The organism is Candidatus Rhodobacter oscarellae (assembly GCF_001078595.1).
GTDB classification, from domain to species: Bacteria; Pseudomonadota; Alphaproteobacteria; order Rhodobacterales; family Rhodobacteraceae; genus Rhodobacter_B; species Rhodobacter_B oscarellae.
Map to the genome: position 1 here is coordinate 771,158 of NZ_LFTY01000001.1, position 19,075 is coordinate 790,232.

Here is a 19,075-nt window from a genome sequence, read left to right on the forward strand (position 1 = left end):
AGCTTGCTCGTGTTGTTCTACAATTGCCAACACGAGACCGGGCTGCGCGCCCCGCGCGCGCACCCGGTTTGAACCCGTCAAGGAGAAGGTCGCCAAATGAAAACCATTAGCTCCCTAGCCGCCATAGCCACGCTCGCCGCCGCGCCGGTCTTGGCCGAAAGCCACCTGTCGGACGGCGCAATGATGGGCGAGGCGGATTTCACCCGCTGCCAGACCTGCCACGTGGTGCAGGACGAAGAGGGCAATATTCTAGCGGGCAAGCGCTCCAAGACCGGGCCGAACCTCTATGGCATCATGGGCGCGCCCATGGGCAGCGTCGAGGGCTATCGCTATGGCCCGGGCCTCCTGGCGGCCAAGGAGGCCGGGCTGGTCTGGACCGAAGAGAATATGATCGCCTGGCTGGTCGACCCCAAAGCGTTCCTGAAGGGTCTAGAGCTCGACAAGGACCGCACCAAGATGACCTACCGCGTGCGCGCCGATAGGAAGACCGACCGCAGCGCCGAGGACGTCGCCCGCAACTACGCGGATTTCCTCAAAGAGATCGGGCCGCAGATGCCCGAGGCCGAGACCGAAGCCGAGGCGGAAGAGGTCGAAACCAACTAGGCCAGATGCCGCTTTAGGATCGGCGCCAGCGCCAGCGCCAGGCGCCGATGCACGACGGGCCCCAGAAGTTCCTCGGCGGCGGGTTGCTCTAGCGCGCCGAAAACCATCTCGTCGAACCCGGCGGCGCGCTCCTCTGGCGTGGCGACGATCTCGACCGTCTCGGCGACGCGGTCCGCAAGGCGGGCGATCATATCGCGGTCGATGAACATCGGCTCGGTGTCGATGGGGCCCTCGCCCGGCGCGTGGTCGGCCAGCCAGAGCAGCACGACCTTGCCGCCGATTTGATCCAGCAGGTCGGACATGCGGGCCACCCAGGCCTCGCGCAGCTCCGTTTCGACCATGCCGAACTTCTCGGGGCTGACCGCGGCCAGGCTCGACAGCAGGTGCCGGGTAAAGCTGAACTCGGTAAAGTCCACCTCGGCGTAGATCTTATGCAGCAGCGAGGAGGCCCGCAGGAAGCGGTCGTTGCGGCGCGGATGCACCGCGTAGTAGCGGTTCGACATGTTCTGCGCGCCCATGACCTGGATCACGGTGACCCTGGCGTTGGCGCAGATCTCCAGCAGGCTCTTATCCGTCAGATAGGCGTCCACCCCGACATTCGCGCAGCCCAGGTTCACCGCCTTCACGCCGGTCTCATGCTCTGCCAGCGTTGGGAACGGAAGCTCAACGAATTTGCCGTAGGTCTCGATGCCACCCAGGAAGGCCACGTAGTCGCCGCTAAGGCGCCGCCGCGGCCCCCGGAAGAGAAGTTTCGATCTGCCATAGCGACACGGAAAGTAGTCCAGGACCTCTGGCCCATGGCTTTCGTAGGTCATTCCACCACCCAGTTTTCTTCACCCAATTTAGAGATTCGCAGAGAATCCTTTCCAAGCGGCTAATGGTGGGAATTGAGACGAATTGCGCATGCCATTGGCCCTTGGCGGCCCTGCCCGGTCGGCTTAAGGTCGCAGCAACAGCGCTAGGAGCGACAAGTATGCAAATTCAATCGGTGGGCGTCGTAGGGGCCGGGCAGATGGGCAACGGCATCGCGCATGTGCTGTCGCTGGCCGGCTATGACGTGCTGCTCAACGACATCAGCGAAGAGGCGATCGGCGCGGCCCTGGACCTCATCCGCAGTAACATGACCCGCCAGGTGGGGCGCGGCAAGATCGCCGAGGCCGATATGGAGGCCGCCATCGCGCGCATCCGCGGGACGCGGGTGCTGTCCGATCTGGGCGCCACCGATCTGGTGATCGAGGCCGCGACAGAGCGCGAGACCGTCAAGCAGGCGATCTTCGAGGACCTGCTGCCGCATCTGCAGCCGCACACGATCCTGACCTCGAACACCTCGTCGATCTCGATCACACGGCTGGCCAGCCGCACCGACCGGCCCGAGAAATTCATGGGCTTCCACTTCATGAACCCGGTGCCGGTGATGCAGCTCGTCGAGCTGATCCGCGGCATCGCCACCGACGAGCCGACCTATAAGGCCTGCTACGCGGTGGTGGAGCGTCTGGGCAAGACCGCCGCCAGCGCCGAGGACTTCCCCGCCTTCATCGTGAACCGCATCCTGATGCCGATGATCAACGAGGCGGTCTATACGCTCTATGAGGGCGTCGGGAACGTGAACTCGATCGACCAGGCGATGAAGCTGGGCACGAACCACCCGATGGGGCCGCTGGAGCTGGCGGATTTCATCGGTCTGGACACCTGCCTGGCGATCATGAACGTGCTGCATGACGGGCTGGCGGATACCAAGTATCGCCCCTGCCCGCTGCTGACGAAGTATGTCGAGGCCGGCTGGCTGGGGCGCAAGACCCAGCGCGGCTTCTATGACTATCGGGGCGAGGTTCCAGTCCCGACGCGCTAATCTGGGCGGCGCAAAACTCTTTGAAGAGTTTTGCAAATTTCTTGAAAGAAATTTGCGTCGCGCTCCAACGGCTCGCGAAGGACCTAGAACAGGTTCTGCAGTGAGAGGCTTTAGGCGTCCGGGTTGTCGCGCAGGGCCAGGGTGCGCTTGCGCAGCCAGGCCATAAGGGCGCGCGGCTCGCCCATGAGGTCGGCCATCTCTTCGGGCGGGATCGGGTTGCCGATAACCGGGGCCTGCGGCTTTTTGCAGGCCGCCACGATCTCGTGCAGCAGCAGGCCCTGGCGCAGCGTCGCCGACAGCCTGTTGGCGATCTGGTACTTGCGCGAGTTCGAGCCGGGGAAGAACACCGGCACCACGGTCGCGCCCGAGCGCCGGATCATCTTGGCGGTGAAGACGTTCCACTCGCCCTCCACCACGGGGCCCATCATCGTCTCGGAGGCGGCGACCACGCCCGACGGGAACAGCGCGACCACGCCGCCATCGGCCAGCTGCTTCATCGCGGCGGCGCGCATCTCGATCCCCTTCTGCTGCGCGTCCTCCTCATGCGGGAACGGCACCGGGATCAAAAAGCTCGCCGCGATCTCGTCGATCCCCGTCAGGATCGAGCGCGTCAGCACCTTGTAATCGACGCGGGACTTGCTGATCAGGTCCGAGATCACCATCCCGTCCACCAGCCCGTGCGGGTGGTTGGCCACGATGATCACCGGGCCGTCCTTTGGGATCCGGTCCAGCTGCGCCTGCGGCGTCAGCAGGTCGATCTGCATCACCTCCAGCGCGTCGGCCCAGAACGTGCGGGCCTCGTGCGGGGCGTTGGCCTGGAACTGCCGCAGCATCTTGATGATGGTGATCTTGCCGGTCAGCCATTCCAGCGCGCGGATGGCGTTCGCCTTCCACGCGTTGTCGAACGTGTTGGCATAGGTCAGCCGGCGGCGGTCGTATTTGGAAGGCTCGGACGACGACAGGTCGGGGCGCGCCGCGCCCTGGCCCTGCATCATCATCCGCTGTTGCGTGCTGCTGTCCACCAAAGTCAGCGGCCTCCCCTGCGGTTACTTCTACATGTCTTCGCCGAAGCGATCCCCAACGAGCGCCTCGATGGCGTCGGCAAGTGCCTCGGCCTGCGCCCCGTCCGTTTGCACCTCAATAGTGGTTCCTATTGAAGCTGCCAACATTAAAAGCCCCATAATGCTGTCGCCAGAGGCCTCCATACCGTCGTTTTGCACGACTGCCGTTGCGTCAAAAGATTCCACCACCTCCACCAGCTTGGCCGAGGCGCGGGCGTGCAGCCCTTTTACGTTGATGATCTCGAGGCTGCGGGTGATCGAGGCCATCCCGCGCTCAGCCCAGCACGCCGTCGCAGCAGTCGATATACTTCCGCCCCGCGTTCAGCGCCCGCGTCACCGCATCCGACAGCTCCAGGTGCCGCGACTTCGCCAGCTTGACCAGCATCGGCAGGTTCGCCCCGTAGATGATCTTGCGGTCGGCGCAGTTGCAGGCGTTCATCGACAGGTTGCTGGGCGATCCGCCGAACATGTCGGTGACCACGACCACGCCGTCGCCGCTATCGACGTTATCCGCGGCGTCGCAGATCTCGGTCTGTTTCTTGGAGCGGTCATGGTCCGCCTCGATCGAGATCGCGCGCACGCCGTTTTGCGTTCCCACCACGTGCTCGACGGCGGAAAGGTATTCCCTTGCAAGGCCCCCATGGGCCACAATCACAATTCCGATCACAGGCTTACCCCAGCTTGCGGCGGTACGGATCGGGCGTGCCGCTCAAGTTCCCTATGCCTTATAGACGCCTGCCAGCCCTGGTTTGCAAGGGCCTTTCCCAGCTTTTCGGTCATCATGACGCTCCGGTGCTTGCCTCCTGTGCATCCGAACCCGATTGTCAGATGCGACTTGCCCTCGGCTTGGAACGCCGGCAGCAACAATAGGACCATATCCGCGACTTTGTCGAAGAACGGCGCGCAGAGCGGGTCCGCGGCCACATATCCCGCCACCCCCGAATCGCGGCCGTCCCGGGCGCGCAGCGCGGGCTCCCAATAGGGGTTGCGCAGAAAGCGGCAGTCAAAGACCAGGTCCACGCCGCGGGGCACGCCGCGCTTGTACGAGAAAGACTGCACCGAGATCGCCAGCCGCCGCGCGGGCTCTGGGTCGTACCATTCCTGCAATGCGGCGCGCAGCTCGTGCGGCGACAGCTCGGACGTGTCCAAGAGCACCGTCGCCTGGTGCCGGATCGGCGCCAGCAGCTCGATCTCGCGCACGATGCCCACGCCCGGCGCGTCCCCCGGAGACATCGGGTGCCTGCGCCGCGTTTCTGAGAAGCGCCGCAGCAAGACCTCCTGCGTGCAATCCAGATAGAGAACCTCCGAGTCGATCTCGGGGTCCGCCGCCAAGCGCCGGATCGTGTCCAGCACCGCGTTCACCTCAAAGTCGCGGTTGCGCACGTCGAGGCCCAGCGCCAGGGGCCGCTCCAAGGGCGGGCCGTCCAGCAGCCGCGGCAGAAGGTTCAGGGGCAGGTTGTCGATCGACTCAAAGCCCAGATCCTCCAGGACGTTGATCGCGGTGGACCGCCCGGCGCCCGAGGGGCCGGTCACCAACACAACACGGTGGCTTGGGATTTCTGAGTTTCGTCCGGTCAACGGTCCGCCTTTCCTCCCTTAAGGTATTGCATCAGCCCCGCGGCGAAAGCCGCGCTCTCGACCTTGTGAAGCAGGGGCAAGGCGCAGCCGCAAAGCTCTATCGTCTGGTCCGCGGGCAACCGCGCCGTGGACAATGCCGCCATGTCGACCACAACCGCCACCGGGACATCATCCACGGCGTCCGCGTTCAACAGCCCAAGGCCGCGCATCTCGATCAAACCGCGAATAGAGGCCGGCGCGCGGGCCAGCAGGCGCCCATCCGCTGCGGCGATATCCGTCTGGTCGTCGGCCACAAGCCGCGCGCCAAGCGCCATCAACTGCAGCGCAAGCGCCGACTTGCCGCTGCCGGATGCGCCGGTCAACAGCGCGGCTTTGCCTTGGACGGCAACGCAACTGGCATGCAGCCGCATCCGCGAGTTCCTTGGTTGGGCGAAGGGGTGAGCGCCCCCCGCCTTCAGTTAGTTCGAAGGGCGCTCGGCTAGACGGGAAGACCGACGACGAACCGCGCGCCCAATGGGTCAGAGGTCACATCCGCGTCCGTCGGGCGGATATTCTCCGCCCAGATGACACCGGAATGCGCCTCGACAATCTGTTTCGATATCGCCAGCCCCAGGCCGGAATTGTTGCCGAACTGGCCTTCGGGGCGCTGCGAATAGAAGCGGTTGAAGATCTTGCTCAGCGCCTCTTCGGGGATGCCGGGCCCGGTATCCTCGACCACAACCAGCACGCGGTTGTCGCGGCGGCGCGCCCAGACGCGGATCGCGTCGCCCTCTTCACAGAACGAGGTGGCGTTCGAAATAAGGTTCACAAAGACCTGCGCCAGGCGGGCCTCTAGCCCGTGGATCTCGATCGGCTCTCTGGGCAGGTCGGTGATGAACTCAACGCCCTTCTCCTGCGCCTCGTTGCCAAGGAAGTCCGCCAGGTTGCGCAGCATCCCCAGGAGGTCAAAGACCTCCTCTTCCTCTTTCACCAGCTCGCTGTCGAGCCGCGAGGCGTTGGAGATATCGCTGACCAGCCGGTCCAGGCGGCGCACGTCATGCTCGATCACCTCAAGCAGCCGCTCGCGCTGGTCGTCGCGTTGGGCGACGCGCATCGTGCCGATGGCAGAGCGCAGCGAGGCCAGCGGGTTCTTGATCTCATGCGCCACATCCGCGGCGAATTGCTCGTTGCTGTCGATTCTCTGGTAAAGCGCGCCGACCATGCCGCGCATCGCGCCCGAGAGGCGCCCGATCTCGTCCGGGCGGCCGCTTAGGTCCGGGATGCGCACCCGGGCCGGGCTTTTCTTGCGATTGCTGCCGTCCTGTCCGAACTCGGCGGCAGAGGCCAGATCGCTGATCGGGTTGGCGATGGTAGAGGCCAGAACCAGGCTAAGCCCGATGGACACCAGGATCGCGATCACGAACATCTGCAGCACCTGCTCGCGCTCGCTGCGCACAAGCTGGTCCAGCTCGCCGGACGCGCTTGCAAGCGCGATCACGGCCACCGTGTTTGCGCCCTGCAGCACCGGCGCGGCCACGGCGAATATCTCGCCGCCATCCGCATGGGTCACCGTTTGCCTTTGCGTTTCGCCGGCGAGCGCGCCGGGTACAAGCATCTCGAGCTGCATCTGCAGCTCGGGGCGGTCCGCGGATCTATCGACCCCCGCGGCCAGGCGCGCCAGCCCATCCCAAACCGCGTTGAGGAAGTCCAAGACAACGGTATTGCCGCCGCCATCCACCAGCGCTTTCGCGGGTTCGTTGCGCCCGACCGTCTTGGCCACAAGCGTGCCGGACTGGTCGTAGACATAGACCTCAGACCCAAGCGCCAGGTTCAGCCCGGCCAGCGTTTCCGCCACGTCGATGCCGTCGCCGGTGATCAGGTTAACGGGCGCGCTTTCCGGAAGCTGCGCCTCGAACACGTCGGCGATTAGATGCGCCTCTTTGACCAGGCCGATCTCGCGCTGCACCAGCAGGTTGTCGCGCGTCGGGTTCAGCCAGAGCACGCCGAGCACCAGGATCAGAAGGCCCAGCAGATTGAAGGTGATGATCTTGCGCGCCAAGGGCGAGCCCTTGATCGCGATGAAACTACGGCGCTTGCGGCGCGCCTCTGTGGCGCGCCCCGCTTCGGACGTCGGAGAGATCCAATCTTCGCCTAGGACAAGATCATCGTCAGAGACTGGCTTGGATCCGCGAACATCGATCTCGGACGCGAGCGTCATTACTCCTCGTTATATCTGTAGCCGATGCCGTAAAGCGTCTCGATGGCGGTGAACTCGTCATCGACCGCGCGCATCTTCTTGCGCAGGCGCTTGATGTGGCTGTCGATGGTGCGGTCGTCGACATAGACCTGGTCGTCATAGGCGACGTCCATCAGCTGGTCGCGGCTTTTGACGAAGCCCGGGCGTTGCGCCAGCGCCTGCAGCAGCAGGAACTCGGTCACGGTCAGCGAGACGTCCATGCCCTTCCAGGTCACGGCGTGGCGCAGCGGGTCCATCGAAAGCTCGCCGCGGGCCATGATCTTGTTGGCCTCGCCCTCGGCGGTCTCGCCGGTCTCGATGGCCTCCTGGCGGCGCAGCAGCGCGCGGATCCGCTCCACCAGCAGGCGCTGGCTGAACGGCTTCTTGACGTAGTCGTCGGCGCCCATGCGCAGGCCCAGCACCTCGTCAATCTCGTCGTCCTTGGAGGTCAGGAAGATCACCGGCATGGTGGTCTTCTGCCGCACGCGCTGCAGCAGATCCATGCCGTCCATGCGGGGCATCTTGATGTCGAACACTGCCATATCGGGCAGGCGTTTATTGAAGGCGTCCAGCGCGGACTGGCCGTCGTTATATGTCTCTACCTCGAAACCCTCTGCCTCAAGAGTCATCGAGACCGACGTCAGGATGTTCCTGTCGTCGTCGACCAAAGCTATCCTCGACATGTGAGGTTTCCTTATACTGCTCTGCGATTTGCTTATTTTTTCCAGCATATTTCCCAATCCGGGCCCTCGAATCAACAAAGAAGTGCGAATCACCCCCAAAGTCCCCCCAAATCAAATGCTAAAAGTCGTAACTAATGGCTAATATGCCTCACTTTGGTTGCGCCGGCGGGCAATCGCCAAGATGGTTGCGCTAACCTTTGGATGGTTGCGCTAACGCCGCGGCTCCCCCCTGTTCTCAAATAAAATCCGCATGTTATAGCCCATCATAGTGGCGTCGGGACAGCCCGCGCGCCGCGGTATTTTGTGAACCGCCGCGAGAGGCGGCAAAGGAGAGAAGTTATGGACACCGGACGGGTTAACCCGAAAATGAGACTTGAGGATCAAGGCATCACGGGGCTCGGTCAGGTCTATTACAACCTCCTGGAGCCCGCGATCATCGAGCAGGCGCTCAAGCGCGGCGAGGGCACGCTGGGCAAGGGCGGCACGCTGCTGGTGGAGACCGGCAAGTACACCGGGCGCTCGCCATCGGACAAGTTCACCGTCAAGACGCCCGCCACCGAGGGCACGATCTGGTGGGAGAACAACAACGCGATGACGCCCGAGGCCTTCGATGCGCTGCATGCGGACATGCTGGAGCATATGAAGACCCGCGACTACTTCGTGCAGGACCTCTACGCCGGCGCGGACGCGGCGCATCGCCTGGACGTGCGCCTGGTCAACGAGATGGCCTGGCACAACCTCTTCATCCGCCACATGCTGCGCCGGCCAGAGCGCCACGAGCTGGAAGATTTCGTGCCCGAGTTCACGGTGATCAACTGCCCCAGCTTTAAAGCCGACCCCGCGCGGCACGGCTGCACCTCCGAGACCGTGATCGCGGTGAATCTCGACAAGAAGATGATCCTGATCGGCAACACCGAATATGCGGGCGAGAATAAGAAGGGCATCTTTGGCGTCCTGAACTACTTCCTGCCCGAGAAGGGCATCATGCCGATGCACTGCTCGGCGAACCACGCGCCGGGCAACCCGGTGGACACGGCGATCTTCTTTGGCCTGTCGGGCACCGGCAAGACGACCTTGTCGGCGGACCCCAAGCGGGTGCTGATCGGCGACGACGAGCACGGCTGGTCCGAGCGCGGCACCTTCAACTTCGAGGGCGGCTGCTACGCCAAGACGATCAACCTGTCGGAGGAGGCCGAGCCCGAGATCTACGCCACCTGCTCGATGTTCGGCACGGTGATCGAAAACATGGTCTATGACCCCGACACGCTAGAGCTGGATTTCGAGGATGACAGCCTGACCGCGAATATGCGCTGCGCCTACCCGCTGGGCCATATCTCGAACGCCTCGCCCTCGGCCCTGGGCGGGCACCCCAAGAACATCATCATGCTGACCTGCGATGCGTTCGGCGTGCTGCCCCCGATTGCCAGGCTGTCGCCCGCGCAGGCGGAGTACCACTTCCTCAGCGGGTTCACCTCGAAGGTGGCGGGGACCGAGCGCGGCGTGACCGAGCCGACGCCGACCTTCTCGACCTGCTTCGGCGCGCCCTTCATGCCGCGGCGGCCCGAGGTCTATGGCGCGCTGCTGCGCGACAAGATCGCCAAGCATGGCGCGACCTGCTGGCTGGTGAATACCGGCTGGACCGGCGGCGCCTTCGGGACCGGCTCGCGGATGCCGATCAAGGCGACGCGCGCCCTGCTGTCGGCGGCGCTGGACGGCTCGCTGGCCGAGGCCGCGTTCCGCAAGGACCCCAACTTTGGCTTCGACGTGCCGGTGGACGTGCCGGGCGTGGCCTCGATCCTGCTGGACCCGCGGCGCACCTGGGACGACGGCGCGGCCTATGACGCGCAGGCCGAGAAGCTGGTGCAGATGTTCGCCGACAATTTCGAGCAATACCTGGCGCATATCGACGCCGATGTGCGGGCCGTGGCAATCGGCTGATCTTTGACGGGCCGCGGCCCAAGGATGCAACCGCCGGAAGCTTTCAAAGCTTCCGGACCGATTTCTTTTAAAGAAATCGTTGCCGGGGGCGGCGGGACAAGTCCCGCCCTACCCCAAGACGGACCCACCGCGCGCTCTGTTAACCATGGGCTTTGCCATACGCGGGGCCGACGCAAGTCCGACGCTTTGCCGACGTTTTGCCGACACCGGATTTCGCCGCAAAATAAGGCGTTAACCGATGATTCGGTCCGGAACGGCGCGCGGCTCGGTAACATCACCTTAACCGCGCGGCCCCACCACTTTGCGAAACCCGCCCGCACCGCTAGTCTGCGCCCATGCGCTTTGTTTTGATTCTGGCATTTCTTTTGAGCCTCGCGACGGCCGGCCGCGCCGAGGTCTCCTCCCCCGGCGCGGTCTTTTTTGACTATGGCTATTTCTGCGAGGTCGAGACCATCGAACAGCAGGAGGCCGAGGGCACCTTGTCCGGCGTGGTCAACCTGGTCGCCGAGCCGCCGGACTTTCTCCGCCAAACCACTATAATCCCTGCACAAATCGGCGTGGGCTTTGGCGTGCATTTGATGGTCACACCCGAATTCGCGGGCCTGGTCACCGTCCAAACGACGCACCCGCCCATGGGGCCAGACGGCATCACCGTCGAGACCTGGGAGACCGAATTTGAGACCGACGACCTCAGCTATAACGGCTTCACCTTCGAATATGAGTACGAGCTGGTGAAGGGGCCCTGGACGCTATCCGCCTCGGCGAATGGGCGGCTGATCTACAGCGTGGATTTTGAGGTCGTCGACCAGAGGTTTCTGCCGCCGGTAAACTGCGCCGGCGGGCTGCTCAGCTAGAGCGCTGCCACGATCCTCGTCTGCAACCAGATCAGCGACGGATAGGCCGCCAGCCAGATCCAGAGGAACCTATTTAGCCCGAAAAAACAGGCATTTGCGGCGTGGAACGCCGCGCCCAAGGCCAGTGCCGCAAGCAGGCTAACCTGGGTCAATAGCGCCAGCGGGAACAGCACCTCAAAGAGGATCACCGCCCAAGAGGCGCCCCGCAAAAGACCCTCTCTGAGGGCCAGCGCCCGCAGGTTCTCCGCCACCGGATAGGCCGAGAAGGCAAAGACATCCGCCAGCGCCCGCCCGCTGCGCCAGTCGGGGTTGGTAAGCTTCACCTGGCCGGAGATGAAGTAGGACAGGGTGAGCTGCACCGCGAGATATCCCATAGCCAGTTCAGCCCAAAACGGGCTCGGCGCCAAATGCGCCGCCGTCAAACACCACAGGATAAGGCTGCTCATCCGGTCGCTGCCGCCATTATACGGCCCCTGAAAGCGCTGTAATTGCAATAGGTTGAGGGCCACCAGGCAGAGCAGACCGGGTAATACCGCGACGCCAAACAACAGCGGGAGGCATGCCAGCATGCGCAGCCCAAAGAGGGGCCGATCTGCGCGATCTACCAGGTGCTCGGCGGATTGCTGGAGGAACGCCAGCGCAAGCAGGACCTCGGTCGCGCGGAGGGCGATGTCAAAGCTCATAGCTCCATGCACTCCGAGACGTATAGCACTTCCTCCACGATCCGCTCCCCGTCCCGCGCCACAAAAACCAGACGGAACTGAAGGCGCTCCGCCGCAATTTCCGGGTGCTCCTTGGCGACGATCCGTAAGATCTCGGCGCGGCTGAAAGAGAGCTGCCCGTCCAGCAACCGCTCTGACAAGCTCACCAGATAAAGGCCCTCGTTCCAGCGCGGGTTCCAGACCAAACGGCGCAAATAACCCTGTGCCGTCAGCATGTTGGGCCTGGGCCGAAATTCTTCCCAAACACCGTCCTGAGCACGCCACTGCACCCGCGGCGACGGCTCAATCGACTTAAAGAACCGCCAGGACGGGACCAATGCCGGCAGCAGGAGGCGCAGAAGATGCAGCATGTACCAGGCGTAACCCCACGGCTTTAGAATGTGGTTAATGGGGATAGGGACGCACCCCGAACAGCGCCCGGCCAACTTCCTTCCAAGGAAGTTGCAAATCTCTTGGAAGAGATTTGGTGCCCGCCTCTAACCGCGCCGCAAAGCAACCACGTTCGACACCACCAAGGCGCCCAGAACGATGGCTCCGCCCGCCAGCGCCCAAGCGCCCGGCTCTTCGCCGATCACCGCCCAGACCAGCAGGGGCGCGAGCACAGACTCCAGCAGAATCAACAACGAGACCTCCGCCGCGCCGATATAGCGCGGGCCCAGGGTCAGCAGGCAGGTCGCCGCGCCGATGAAGGCGCCATGGCCCAGCAGCAGCGGCCAATGCGTCTCGAACAGCGGCAAAGGCGCGCTGACCAGCCCCAAAACGCAGGCCGCCCCCAGGTAACCCATTGGTACGGCTGGGATCATCGGCACGTCCCGCACCCGCCGCACCGCGGTCAGCGCCGCCGCATAGGCCACCGAGACGTAAAGCGCCCAGAGATCCCCCGACCAATGCGCCACCTCGCTCTGCGCCGAGCCATAGGCGATCACGCCCAGCCCCGCCCAGACCACCAGCATGGTCCACAGGATGCGCGGCCGGATCGGCTCGCCCAGGAACACCCGGCTTAAGAGCGCCGCGAAAAGCGGGATCGAGGCGAAGATGAACACCACGTTGGCCACGCTGGTATAGGTCACCGCCAGCACGAAGCCCGGCGCGGTGGTGCCGATCAGCACCGCGTAGATCAGCCCCGCGCGTCCGGTGCGCGCCACGGCCCGGAACCCCTTTGGCCCCTGCCACACAAGGGCCACCACCAGCACGATCAACCCCGCCGTGAGGCTGCGCCAGAAGGCCGTGACCATGGGCTCGGCCCCGATCAGGCGCACGAAGAGCGAATCCGGCACCACCAGCAGCACGCCCAGCGCGGTCAATAAAAGGCCCTTGGCTTGGTCGGTCATCGCGCCAGGAAGGCGCCTGGCATTGGGAATGTAAAGCGCGGATCCGCCTCCATGGCTGGCCACGGCGCAGTCGCGGCGCAACGACGCAGGCCCAATTTCTTGAGAGTATGTTCACCAAATCGGCGCAACATTGCAATTGGGTGGGCGCCGCCCCGGCGCGCGACGTCGCCCACCCAGGACGATTGTCCGGGCAGAATCACTAAAATTCGATGAATCGCGAACAAAAACCGAGCGCCCCAAGCATCGGCGCGGGCGGGCGCTCTACCCGCCCGCCAGTCTTGCTATTCGACCTCCAGCGGCTGGCTGGCCAGCACCTTGCGGTCCAGGTTCATCACATAGCGCAGCTCGTAGGTGCCGGGGCTGTCCGGCGCCCTGATCACCAGCGGAGAGCCGCCCTTGGTATAGGAATAGGTCTCCCAGCGGTCATCGCCGACCTTCGAGATCGCGATGAAATCGCTGCGATAATCCGGCCCCTCCCAGGTCACGGCGAGGTTCCCTCCCGCGGCCACGAACCCCTCCGCCGACAGGGTCGCCTGCACCGGCCCGACCTCTATGGGCTGCCGGGCCAGGATCATATCCTGGCGCCCCTGGGCGATGTAGCGCAGCTCGTAACTGCCCGGCTCAGACGGCATCTGCAAACCCAAGGGCGAGCCGCTCCTGGTATAGGTGTAATGCTCATACCGCTCGGGCTTGGCGTCGGGCTTGGCGACCACAACATAGTCACCCTTATAGTCCGGGCCCTCCCACCCAACTTGGACCCTGTCGCCGATCTTGGCCTGCGCCGGGCCGCTGACCGAACCCGTTATCGCCGTGATCTCGATCTCTTGGCGCGCGCCCACCGAGCGGTCCTGGTTCAGCACATAGCGGATCTCATAGGTCCCGGGCTCCAGCGGCATGAGAAGCCCCGCGGGCGCACCGTCCTTGGTGTAGGTGTAGTTGATCCAAGCGCTGTCCTTGGCGTCCTTCTTGGCGACGGCAATGAAGTCGTTCTTATAGTCCGGCCCCTGCCAGTCGACCTGCACATTGCTGCCTGCGGGGGCCGTCCCCGGCGCGGCGACCGCAAAGCTGATCGCCGAGACCGTGATGGGCGCCCGCGCGATCACCCGGCGGTCCTGGTTCATCACATAGAGGATGTCGTATTCGCCAGGTTCGGGCGGCATTTGCAGCCCTGCGGGCGCGCCTCCCTTGGTGTAGGTGTAGTTGATCCACTTGTCCTCGCCCCGCGCGGCCACGGCCAGGAAGTCCTGGTGATAGTCCGGCCCCTGCCAATCCACCGGCACTGTGGCGCCCACCGGCGCTTCGGCGGGCGGGGTCACTGACGCCGCCACATCGGTCACGGTAATCTTGCGTGACGCCAGATCTTCGCGGCCCTTGTTGAGCACATATCGGATCTCGTATTCCCCCGGCTCGGAGGGCATCAAAAGCATCAGCGGCGAGCCCTCGCGGGTATAGCTGTACTCCTTCCAGGTGCCCTGGCGGCCACCAAGCTGCACGACCGCGACAAAATCGTCCTTCTTGTTCGGGCCGGTCCAGGCGACCTCGATCTGACTGCCCGCCACGGCGCTGTCCTGCGCATCCACGGTGGCGGGGCGGACAAGTTTGGGCAGCACCAGCTCCTCAGAGCGGTTGCCGCTGGCCAGCCGGAACTCCGCACTGGCGGTGGCCTCGTCCTCGGGGCGCAGCACCTCGATGCGGTAGGCGCCCGGCACCAGCTTGATGCTGCCCTGGGCGGTGATCTCGGTCTCCAGCACCGGGTTGCCATCCGCGTCATAGATGTCCCAGACCAGATCGTCATGGATCACCTTGCCGTTCTCGCCGTCCCGCGCGCGGTACTTCACGGTACGCGGCTCGGGCGGCAGCTTGGGCAGCACCAGCACCTCGGTGGCGTAGCCATCGACGGTAAAGCCCTTCTCGGCATAGGCCTCGTCCACCTGCCGCAGCACCGAGGCGCGGTAGCTCCCCGGCAGCAGCTTGAGCGTCGGGGTGAAGTCCCCGCCGCCATCCAAGAGCACCGCGCCGTCAGCCTCCGCAACCCGCCAATAGAGCCCCTTGGTGATCGTCGGCCCACCGGGGCCATCCTTGGCGTTGAAGGTCACATCAAACGGGCGCGGCAGCTTGGGCAGCACCAGCGTGGCGGTCTGATCCGCCTCCAGCCGCACGGCGGCCTCGGCCCGAGCGCCGTCCGCGGCGCGGGTCACGATGGCGCGGTAGGTCCAGGGGTCGAGCGTCAGAACCGGCTTGGCCTCGGCGCTCGCATGCACCGGGTTGGCGTCGCTATCGAAGACCTGCCATTGCAGGCCCTCAAAGATCGTCGGGCCGTTCGGGCCGTCAATAGCCCGCAGGGTCAGCACCACCGGCGGCGGGGGCGGCGGCGGGGCGGCCACGACCTCTAGCGCCTCGGCAAGCTCGCCCGCGTCAGAGGCCGAGCGGAAGGTGCCCCCGGTCTCATCGGCCAGGCATTGCAGCTGCGCGCGGTCCTCGGTCGCCGTCACGTCGAAGCCGATCACATGGGCGGTGAAGTTCACCCCCGCCTCTTCCAGGCGGCGACCCACCTCGCAGGGGTCGAAGTCGCAGGTCTCGCGCCCGTCGCTGACCAGGATCACCGTGGCGGCCTCTTCGGTGTATTTCAGCGCCTCGGCGGCCTGGATGACCGCGGCCGACAGGGGCGTCTTGCCCTTGGGCTTGATGGCGTTCACGGCGCTTGCGATGGCCGCGCGCTGGTCGCCGCCGGGCGCGATCATCGTCTCGATGTCGCCGCAGTCCCCCTTGCGGCGGTGGCCATAGGCGGTCAGGCCCAGCTCTTGCTCGGCGGGCAGCTCGGACAGCAATCCGCCGATGACCTCCTGCGCGATGGTGATCTTGGCCACGCCGTCGATCTGGCCCCACATCGAGCCGGAGGCGTCCAGCACCAGGATTGCGCGAGAGCGGTCCTGCGCCATTGCGCTCGCGCCGGCGAATATCAGCAAAAGAGAAAGAAGAATTCTGACCATCGGGGCCTCCGAAGAAAAATTGATTGCCCAAAGCTTAGCGAATAAGCACTGCGTGATAAAAGTAATGAATTCACCCATTTCCCAAGCACGGGCCACCCCGCCGCGGCAAGCCAATACTTGACGCGCGGCGCCCGCGGTGGCTATTGAGAGACGGTAGGTATCAGTGTTCGACCACCCAGAGAGATACTCTCGGGTGTGATTGTTCTTGTCCTCTCTTTCCAAGTTAACTGCTGATCAGAATGCCATAAGGTGTTGTCCGAACAATGGACTCGCTGCTTAATCTTGCTGGAATACTGGATGCCCCGTTATTTAGGGACATCGCGCGCGGCGACGTGCGAAAAATCACGAATCAAGCGCGCGTGGTCAGGTTTGACACCGGCTCTTTGATACTCGAGCAGGGCGCTGCGGTCGCGGGGATGTATCTGATCCTGCAAGGCGGCGCGGACGTCACCTGCGCGAATGCAGAGGGGCAAATCGTGTTGCTCCACGTTATGGGGCCGGGCGAGGTCTTCGGCGAGACCGAGGCCCTGTCAGGCCTCCCGGCGGTCGCGAATTGTCACGCCACCCAGCCCACCACCCTTCTGCTTTGCCCGACCACTAGCGTCCGGATGGCCCTGAGCAACCCGGTATTCACCCGCAACCTCTGGCGGGCAAGCTACGACCGACTGGCCTACAGCAATCGGATCAAGTTCGTGGACCAGTTCTATTCGGTCGAGCAGCGGCTGCGCGATTACCTCTATCGGATGTCCATTGAGGGGCCGCAAATCTCGCGAACGCAGGCAGAGCTCGCTGGGTTCCTGGGCGCGGCGCGGCAAACGGTGAACCGAGAGCTTGGGCGCCTGCGCGACAAGGAAATCCTGGAGCTTACCAAGGGCAGCATCCGCATCCTGGACCGGGCCGCGCTGCGCGAGAACGCGGCGACGTAGCGGGCCGAGCGGCGCAAGGGCCGCAAGGGCCGCGCCTATCTCAGCGCCCGGCCCTTCATGATAGCGTCATCGCCAAAGCGCTCGCGGATCGCGTCCGTGGCCCGTTCGGCGGTTGCGCGCTTGGCGGCCTGCGGGTCAAGCAGGTCGCCCGACAGATCCGCGCCCTCGGCGTCGCTGAGATGGCTGATGCCCACGCCCAATAGCCGGTAGGGCCCCTGGTCGCCCACGATGTCAAAGAGGTCCCGCGCGGTGCGATAGATCCGGTCGGCGATTTGCGTCGGGTCGGTCAGCTGCGATTGCCGCGTCAGGATCTTGTGGTTGTGGCGCTTGAGCTTCAGCGTCACCACATGCCCCGCGATCCCCTTGGCCTTGGCGCGGTCCGCGACCTTCTCGGCCAGGCGCCAGATATGCCCGTCCAGCACGTCCGGGTTGGCGGTGTCCTCGTTGAACGTGGTCTCGTTCGAGATGGATTTGACCGGCGCGTTGCGCTGCACCCGGCGGTAATCCTCGCCCCGCGCAAGGTGCCATAAACGGGTGCCGGACTGCCCGAAGCGGGCGGTCAGGTCCTGTTTCTCCCAGCGGCGCAGGTCGGTGAAGGTGCGGATGCCCGCCTTGTCCAGCGAGGCCTGGAAGGCGGGCCCAATGCCCCAGATCAGCCGCACGGGGCGGTCGGCCAGGAAATCCGCGGTCTCGGCCTTGCCGATCACCGCGAACCCATGCGGCTTGTCCAGATCGCTGGCCACCTTGGCCAGGAACTTGTTGTGCGACAGCCCGATGGAGCCGGTGATGCCGATCTCGTCGCGCATCCGCCGCACCAAACGGGCCAGCATCACCGCCGGCGGGCGCCCATGCAGCCGCGCGGTGCCGGACAGGTCCATGAAGGCCTCGTCCAGCGATAGCGGCTCGATGGCCGGGGTCAGCTCTTCCATGAGGGCGCGCACCTGGCGCGATACCTCGCCGTAGACGGACATGCGCGGCTTGACGATGACGGCCTCGGGGCATTTCTCCAGCGCTTGGAACATCGGCATGGCCGAGCGCACGCCCTTGATGCGCGCGATATAGCAGGCGGTCGAAACCACCCCGCGCCGCCCGCCGCCGATGATCACGGGCTTGTCCGCCAGCTCGGGATTGTCGCGCTTCTCGACCGAGGCATAGAAGGCGTCGCAATCCATATGCGCGATCGTGAGGTCAAAAAGCTCGTCATGCCGCGCCACGCGCGGCGACCGGCAGGCCGGGCAGCGGGGGCCGTCTTTGAACTCGGTCAGGCATTCGCGGCAGAGGGCGGGCATGGGGTGATGTTACCAAACTCGGCCGAAAGAGAACACTGCTTACCGCGTGTGGGCTGCGGCAACGCGCCCGACGTCTAACCGCCGCTCAAGACCTCGCGCGGGGGCGATTTCTTGCAAGAAATCGGCAAAACTCTTCCAAGAGTTTTGGCCCTCCGGGCCGATCCAAACCCGCACACATGTGCCCGCCCTCACTCTCGCGCCACCAACTTCCTTGCAAGGAAGTTGCAAATCTCTTGCAAGAGATTTGGTCCCGCCCGGGACTGGATTGGACGCGAAACACAATCGCTGCGCAGCCCAACCCGGGGATTGGCCACGAATCCTGCGCAATCCTCAATTTTTCGAAAATTCGTCTCATTTTGAACAACAATTGTTGCCAAAATGGGATCAATGTATAACGAGGAGCAGGATACAACATGTTTCGCACACTAGTTCTGAGCGCCTTTTCAATGGCTTGCATTGGCGTATCCGTGTTGGCCTACCAGGCCGAGACGCGCCACGCGCAGGCCATTCAAATGGCCGAACTTGCGGATGTGAAGCCGCAAGACTGTTCGCTGGAGGGCTTCGAGATCGACGGAGTCTTTGTTGGCTGCCTACAGCCCGCAAGCTACGCCTTCAACGACGAGACCCCCAGCCGGCTGCAGTTCTTTATCGACGAAGTCGCCTATACCTTTGGCCTTTAGGCCCATGTCTGCATCGGCCCAACAGAACGTCAGCAGCGCATCTGAGCAACCGGGTGCGCGCCTGCCCAGTTGGGCATCGGGAGAATGAGAATGAGAATGAATTTGCACGGACTTTCACTTATCGGCGCTTCGGCGGCATGCCTCGGCGCGGCCGCGGCCCTGAACCATTTGGACAAGCACCTTGCCGACAACCGCGTGATCGCGGCGGCCGAAAGCGACGCGCCGGTTGGCTGTATGTTCGACGGTTTCGACACCGATGCGGGTCGGGTCGGCTGCCTGGTGCAAACCAGCCATGCCAACCCGAGCTCTGCCAAGGTGACGTTCCTGGACCGGTGGTTCTTTGCCCAATAGGGCGC

At 64.3% G+C, this 19,075-nt stretch carries 20 protein-coding genes; 7 read left to right on the forward strand and 13 right to left on the reverse strand.

Going from position 1 to position 19,075, the window contains the following annotated elements; genetic code table 11:
* Nucleotides 1–96: 96 nt before the first annotated feature.
* Nucleotides 97–603: a c-type cytochrome gene (locus AIOL_RS03680; RefSeq protein ID WP_053101178.1), complete on the forward strand. Its 507-nt coding sequence runs from the start codon at nucleotides 97–99 to the stop codon at nucleotides 601–603.
* On the opposite strand, the gene AIOL_RS03685 is transcribed toward AIOL_RS03680, so the two are convergent.
* Nucleotides 600–1,418 (reverse strand): DUF6473 family protein, encoded by an 819-nt coding sequence (locus tag AIOL_RS03685; RefSeq protein ID WP_049641633.1) that lies wholly within the window; start codon nucleotides 1,416–1,418, stop codon nucleotides 600–602. The genes AIOL_RS03680 and AIOL_RS03685 overlap by 4 nt on opposite strands.
* Nucleotides 1,419–1,576: 158 nt before the next feature.
* Here AIOL_RS03685 and AIOL_RS03690 point away from each other — a divergent pair, with 158 nt between their 5' ends.
* Nucleotides 1,577–2,452: a 3-hydroxybutyryl-CoA dehydrogenase gene (locus AIOL_RS03690; RefSeq protein ID WP_049641634.1), complete on the forward strand. Its 876-nt coding sequence runs from the start codon at nucleotides 1,577–1,579 to the stop codon at nucleotides 2,450–2,452.
* 110 nt (nucleotides 2,453–2,562) lie between these two features.
* Here AIOL_RS03690 and AIOL_RS03695 read toward each other — a convergent pair whose 3' ends face one another.
* From AIOL_RS03695 to AIOL_RS03725, 7 genes are all read right to left on the reverse strand, one after another.
* Complete coding sequence (locus AIOL_RS03695; protein WP_049641635.1) at nucleotides 2,563–3,450, reverse strand: lysophospholipid acyltransferase family protein; 888 nt, start codon at nucleotides 3,448–3,450, stop codon at nucleotides 2,563–2,565.
* Nucleotides 3,451–3,504: 54 nt separating this feature from the next.
* Nucleotides 3,505–3,780, reverse strand: coding sequence for an HPr family phosphocarrier protein (locus tag AIOL_RS03700; RefSeq protein ID WP_049641636.1), 276 nt, complete (start codon nucleotides 3,778–3,780; stop codon nucleotides 3,505–3,507).
* Nucleotides 3,781–3,787: 7 nt separating this feature from the next.
* Entirely contained in the window at nucleotides 3,788–4,180 is a 393-nt protein-coding gene (locus tag AIOL_RS03705; protein WP_049641637.1) for a PTS sugar transporter subunit IIA, read from the reverse strand.
* On the reverse strand, nucleotides 4,177–5,091 hold the full coding sequence (gene rapZ / locus AIOL_RS03710) for an RNase adapter RapZ (protein ID WP_235438858.1): 915 nt from the start codon (nucleotides 5,089–5,091) through the stop codon (nucleotides 4,177–4,179). Before rapZ ends, AIOL_RS03705 begins: the two co-directional genes overlap by 4 nt.
* Nucleotides 5,088–5,501 carry an HPr kinase/phosphorylase gene (locus AIOL_RS03715; protein WP_049641638.1) on the reverse strand — a complete coding sequence of 138 codons (414 nt, stop codon included), beginning with the start codon at nucleotides 5,499–5,501 and terminating at the stop codon, nucleotides 5,088–5,090. Before AIOL_RS03715 ends, rapZ begins: the two co-directional genes overlap by 4 nt.
* A gap of 68 nt (nucleotides 5,502–5,569) precedes the next feature.
* On the reverse strand, nucleotides 5,570–7,288 hold the full coding sequence (locus tag AIOL_RS03720) for a sensor histidine kinase (RefSeq protein ID WP_049641639.1): 1,719 nt from the start codon (nucleotides 7,286–7,288) through the stop codon (nucleotides 5,570–5,572).
* The gene (locus AIOL_RS03725) at nucleotides 7,288–7,989 is read right to left on the reverse strand and encodes a response regulator transcription factor (RefSeq protein ID WP_049641640.1); all 702 of its coding nucleotides are present in this window, start codon (nucleotides 7,987–7,989) and stop codon (nucleotides 7,288–7,290) included. Before AIOL_RS03725 ends, AIOL_RS03720 begins: the two co-directional genes overlap by 1 nt.
* Before the next feature lie 339 nt (nucleotides 7,990–8,328).
* Between AIOL_RS03725 and AIOL_RS03730 the strand changes: the two genes are divergently transcribed.
* Nucleotides 8,329–9,927, forward strand: a complete 1,599-nt coding sequence (locus AIOL_RS03730; protein WP_049641641.1) for a phosphoenolpyruvate carboxykinase — start codon at nucleotides 8,329–8,331, stop codon at nucleotides 9,925–9,927.
* Nucleotides 9,928–10,262: 335 nt separating this feature from the next.
* Nucleotides 10,263–10,781 (forward strand): DUF3859 domain-containing protein, encoded by a 519-nt coding sequence (locus tag AIOL_RS03735; RefSeq protein WP_049641642.1) that lies wholly within the window; start codon nucleotides 10,263–10,265, stop codon nucleotides 10,779–10,781.
* Here AIOL_RS03735 and AIOL_RS03740 read toward each other — a convergent pair.
* From AIOL_RS03740 to AIOL_RS03755, 4 genes are all read right to left on the reverse strand, one after another.
* Nucleotides 10,778–11,464 carry an HTTM domain-containing protein gene (locus tag AIOL_RS03740; protein ID WP_049641643.1) on the reverse strand — a complete coding sequence of 229 codons (687 nt, stop codon included), beginning with the start codon at nucleotides 11,462–11,464 and terminating at the stop codon, nucleotides 10,778–10,780. The genes AIOL_RS03735 and AIOL_RS03740 overlap by 4 nt on opposite strands.
* Nucleotides 11,461–11,853, reverse strand: coding sequence for a hypothetical protein (locus AIOL_RS03745; protein ID WP_049641644.1), 393 nt, complete (start codon nucleotides 11,851–11,853; stop codon nucleotides 11,461–11,463). The genes AIOL_RS03740 and AIOL_RS03745 overlap by 4 nt, the downstream gene beginning before the upstream one ends.
* Before the next feature lie 126 nt (nucleotides 11,854–11,979).
* Nucleotides 11,980–12,834, reverse strand: coding sequence for a DMT family transporter (locus AIOL_RS03750; protein ID WP_049641645.1), 855 nt, complete (start codon nucleotides 12,832–12,834; stop codon nucleotides 11,980–11,982).
* 281 nt (nucleotides 12,835–13,115) lie between these two features.
* Nucleotides 13,116–15,824 (reverse strand): VWA domain-containing protein, encoded by a 2,709-nt coding sequence (locus tag AIOL_RS03755; protein ID WP_082152396.1) that lies wholly within the window; start codon nucleotides 15,822–15,824, stop codon nucleotides 13,116–13,118.
* Between the two features lie 359 nt (nucleotides 15,825–16,183).
* Here AIOL_RS03755 and AIOL_RS03760 point away from each other — a divergent pair, with 359 nt between their 5' ends.
* Entirely contained in the window at nucleotides 16,184–16,750 is a 567-nt protein-coding gene (locus tag AIOL_RS03760) for a Crp/Fnr family transcriptional regulator (RefSeq protein ID WP_160314399.1), read from the forward strand.
* Between the two features lie 35 nt (nucleotides 16,751–16,785).
* On the opposite strand, the gene AIOL_RS03765 is transcribed toward AIOL_RS03760, so the two are convergent.
* Nucleotides 16,786–18,039 (reverse strand): DNA polymerase IV, encoded by a 1,254-nt coding sequence (locus AIOL_RS03765; RefSeq protein WP_049641648.1) that lies wholly within the window; start codon nucleotides 18,037–18,039, stop codon nucleotides 16,786–16,788.
* A 413-nt stretch (nucleotides 18,040–18,452) separates the two neighbouring features.
* On the opposite strand from AIOL_RS03765, the gene AIOL_RS03770 reads away from it, so the two are divergent.
* Together AIOL_RS03770 and AIOL_RS03775 are read left to right on the forward strand one after the other, a co-directional pair.
* Nucleotides 18,453–18,719, forward strand: a complete 267-nt coding sequence (locus AIOL_RS03770; RefSeq protein ID WP_152912345.1) for a hypothetical protein — start codon at nucleotides 18,453–18,455, stop codon at nucleotides 18,717–18,719.
* 96 nt (nucleotides 18,720–18,815) lie between these two features.
* Nucleotides 18,816–19,070: a hypothetical protein gene (locus AIOL_RS03775; RefSeq protein ID WP_049641650.1), complete on the forward strand. Its 255-nt coding sequence runs from the start codon at nucleotides 18,816–18,818 to the stop codon at nucleotides 19,068–19,070.
* Nucleotides 19,071–19,075: the final 5 nt, after the last annotated feature.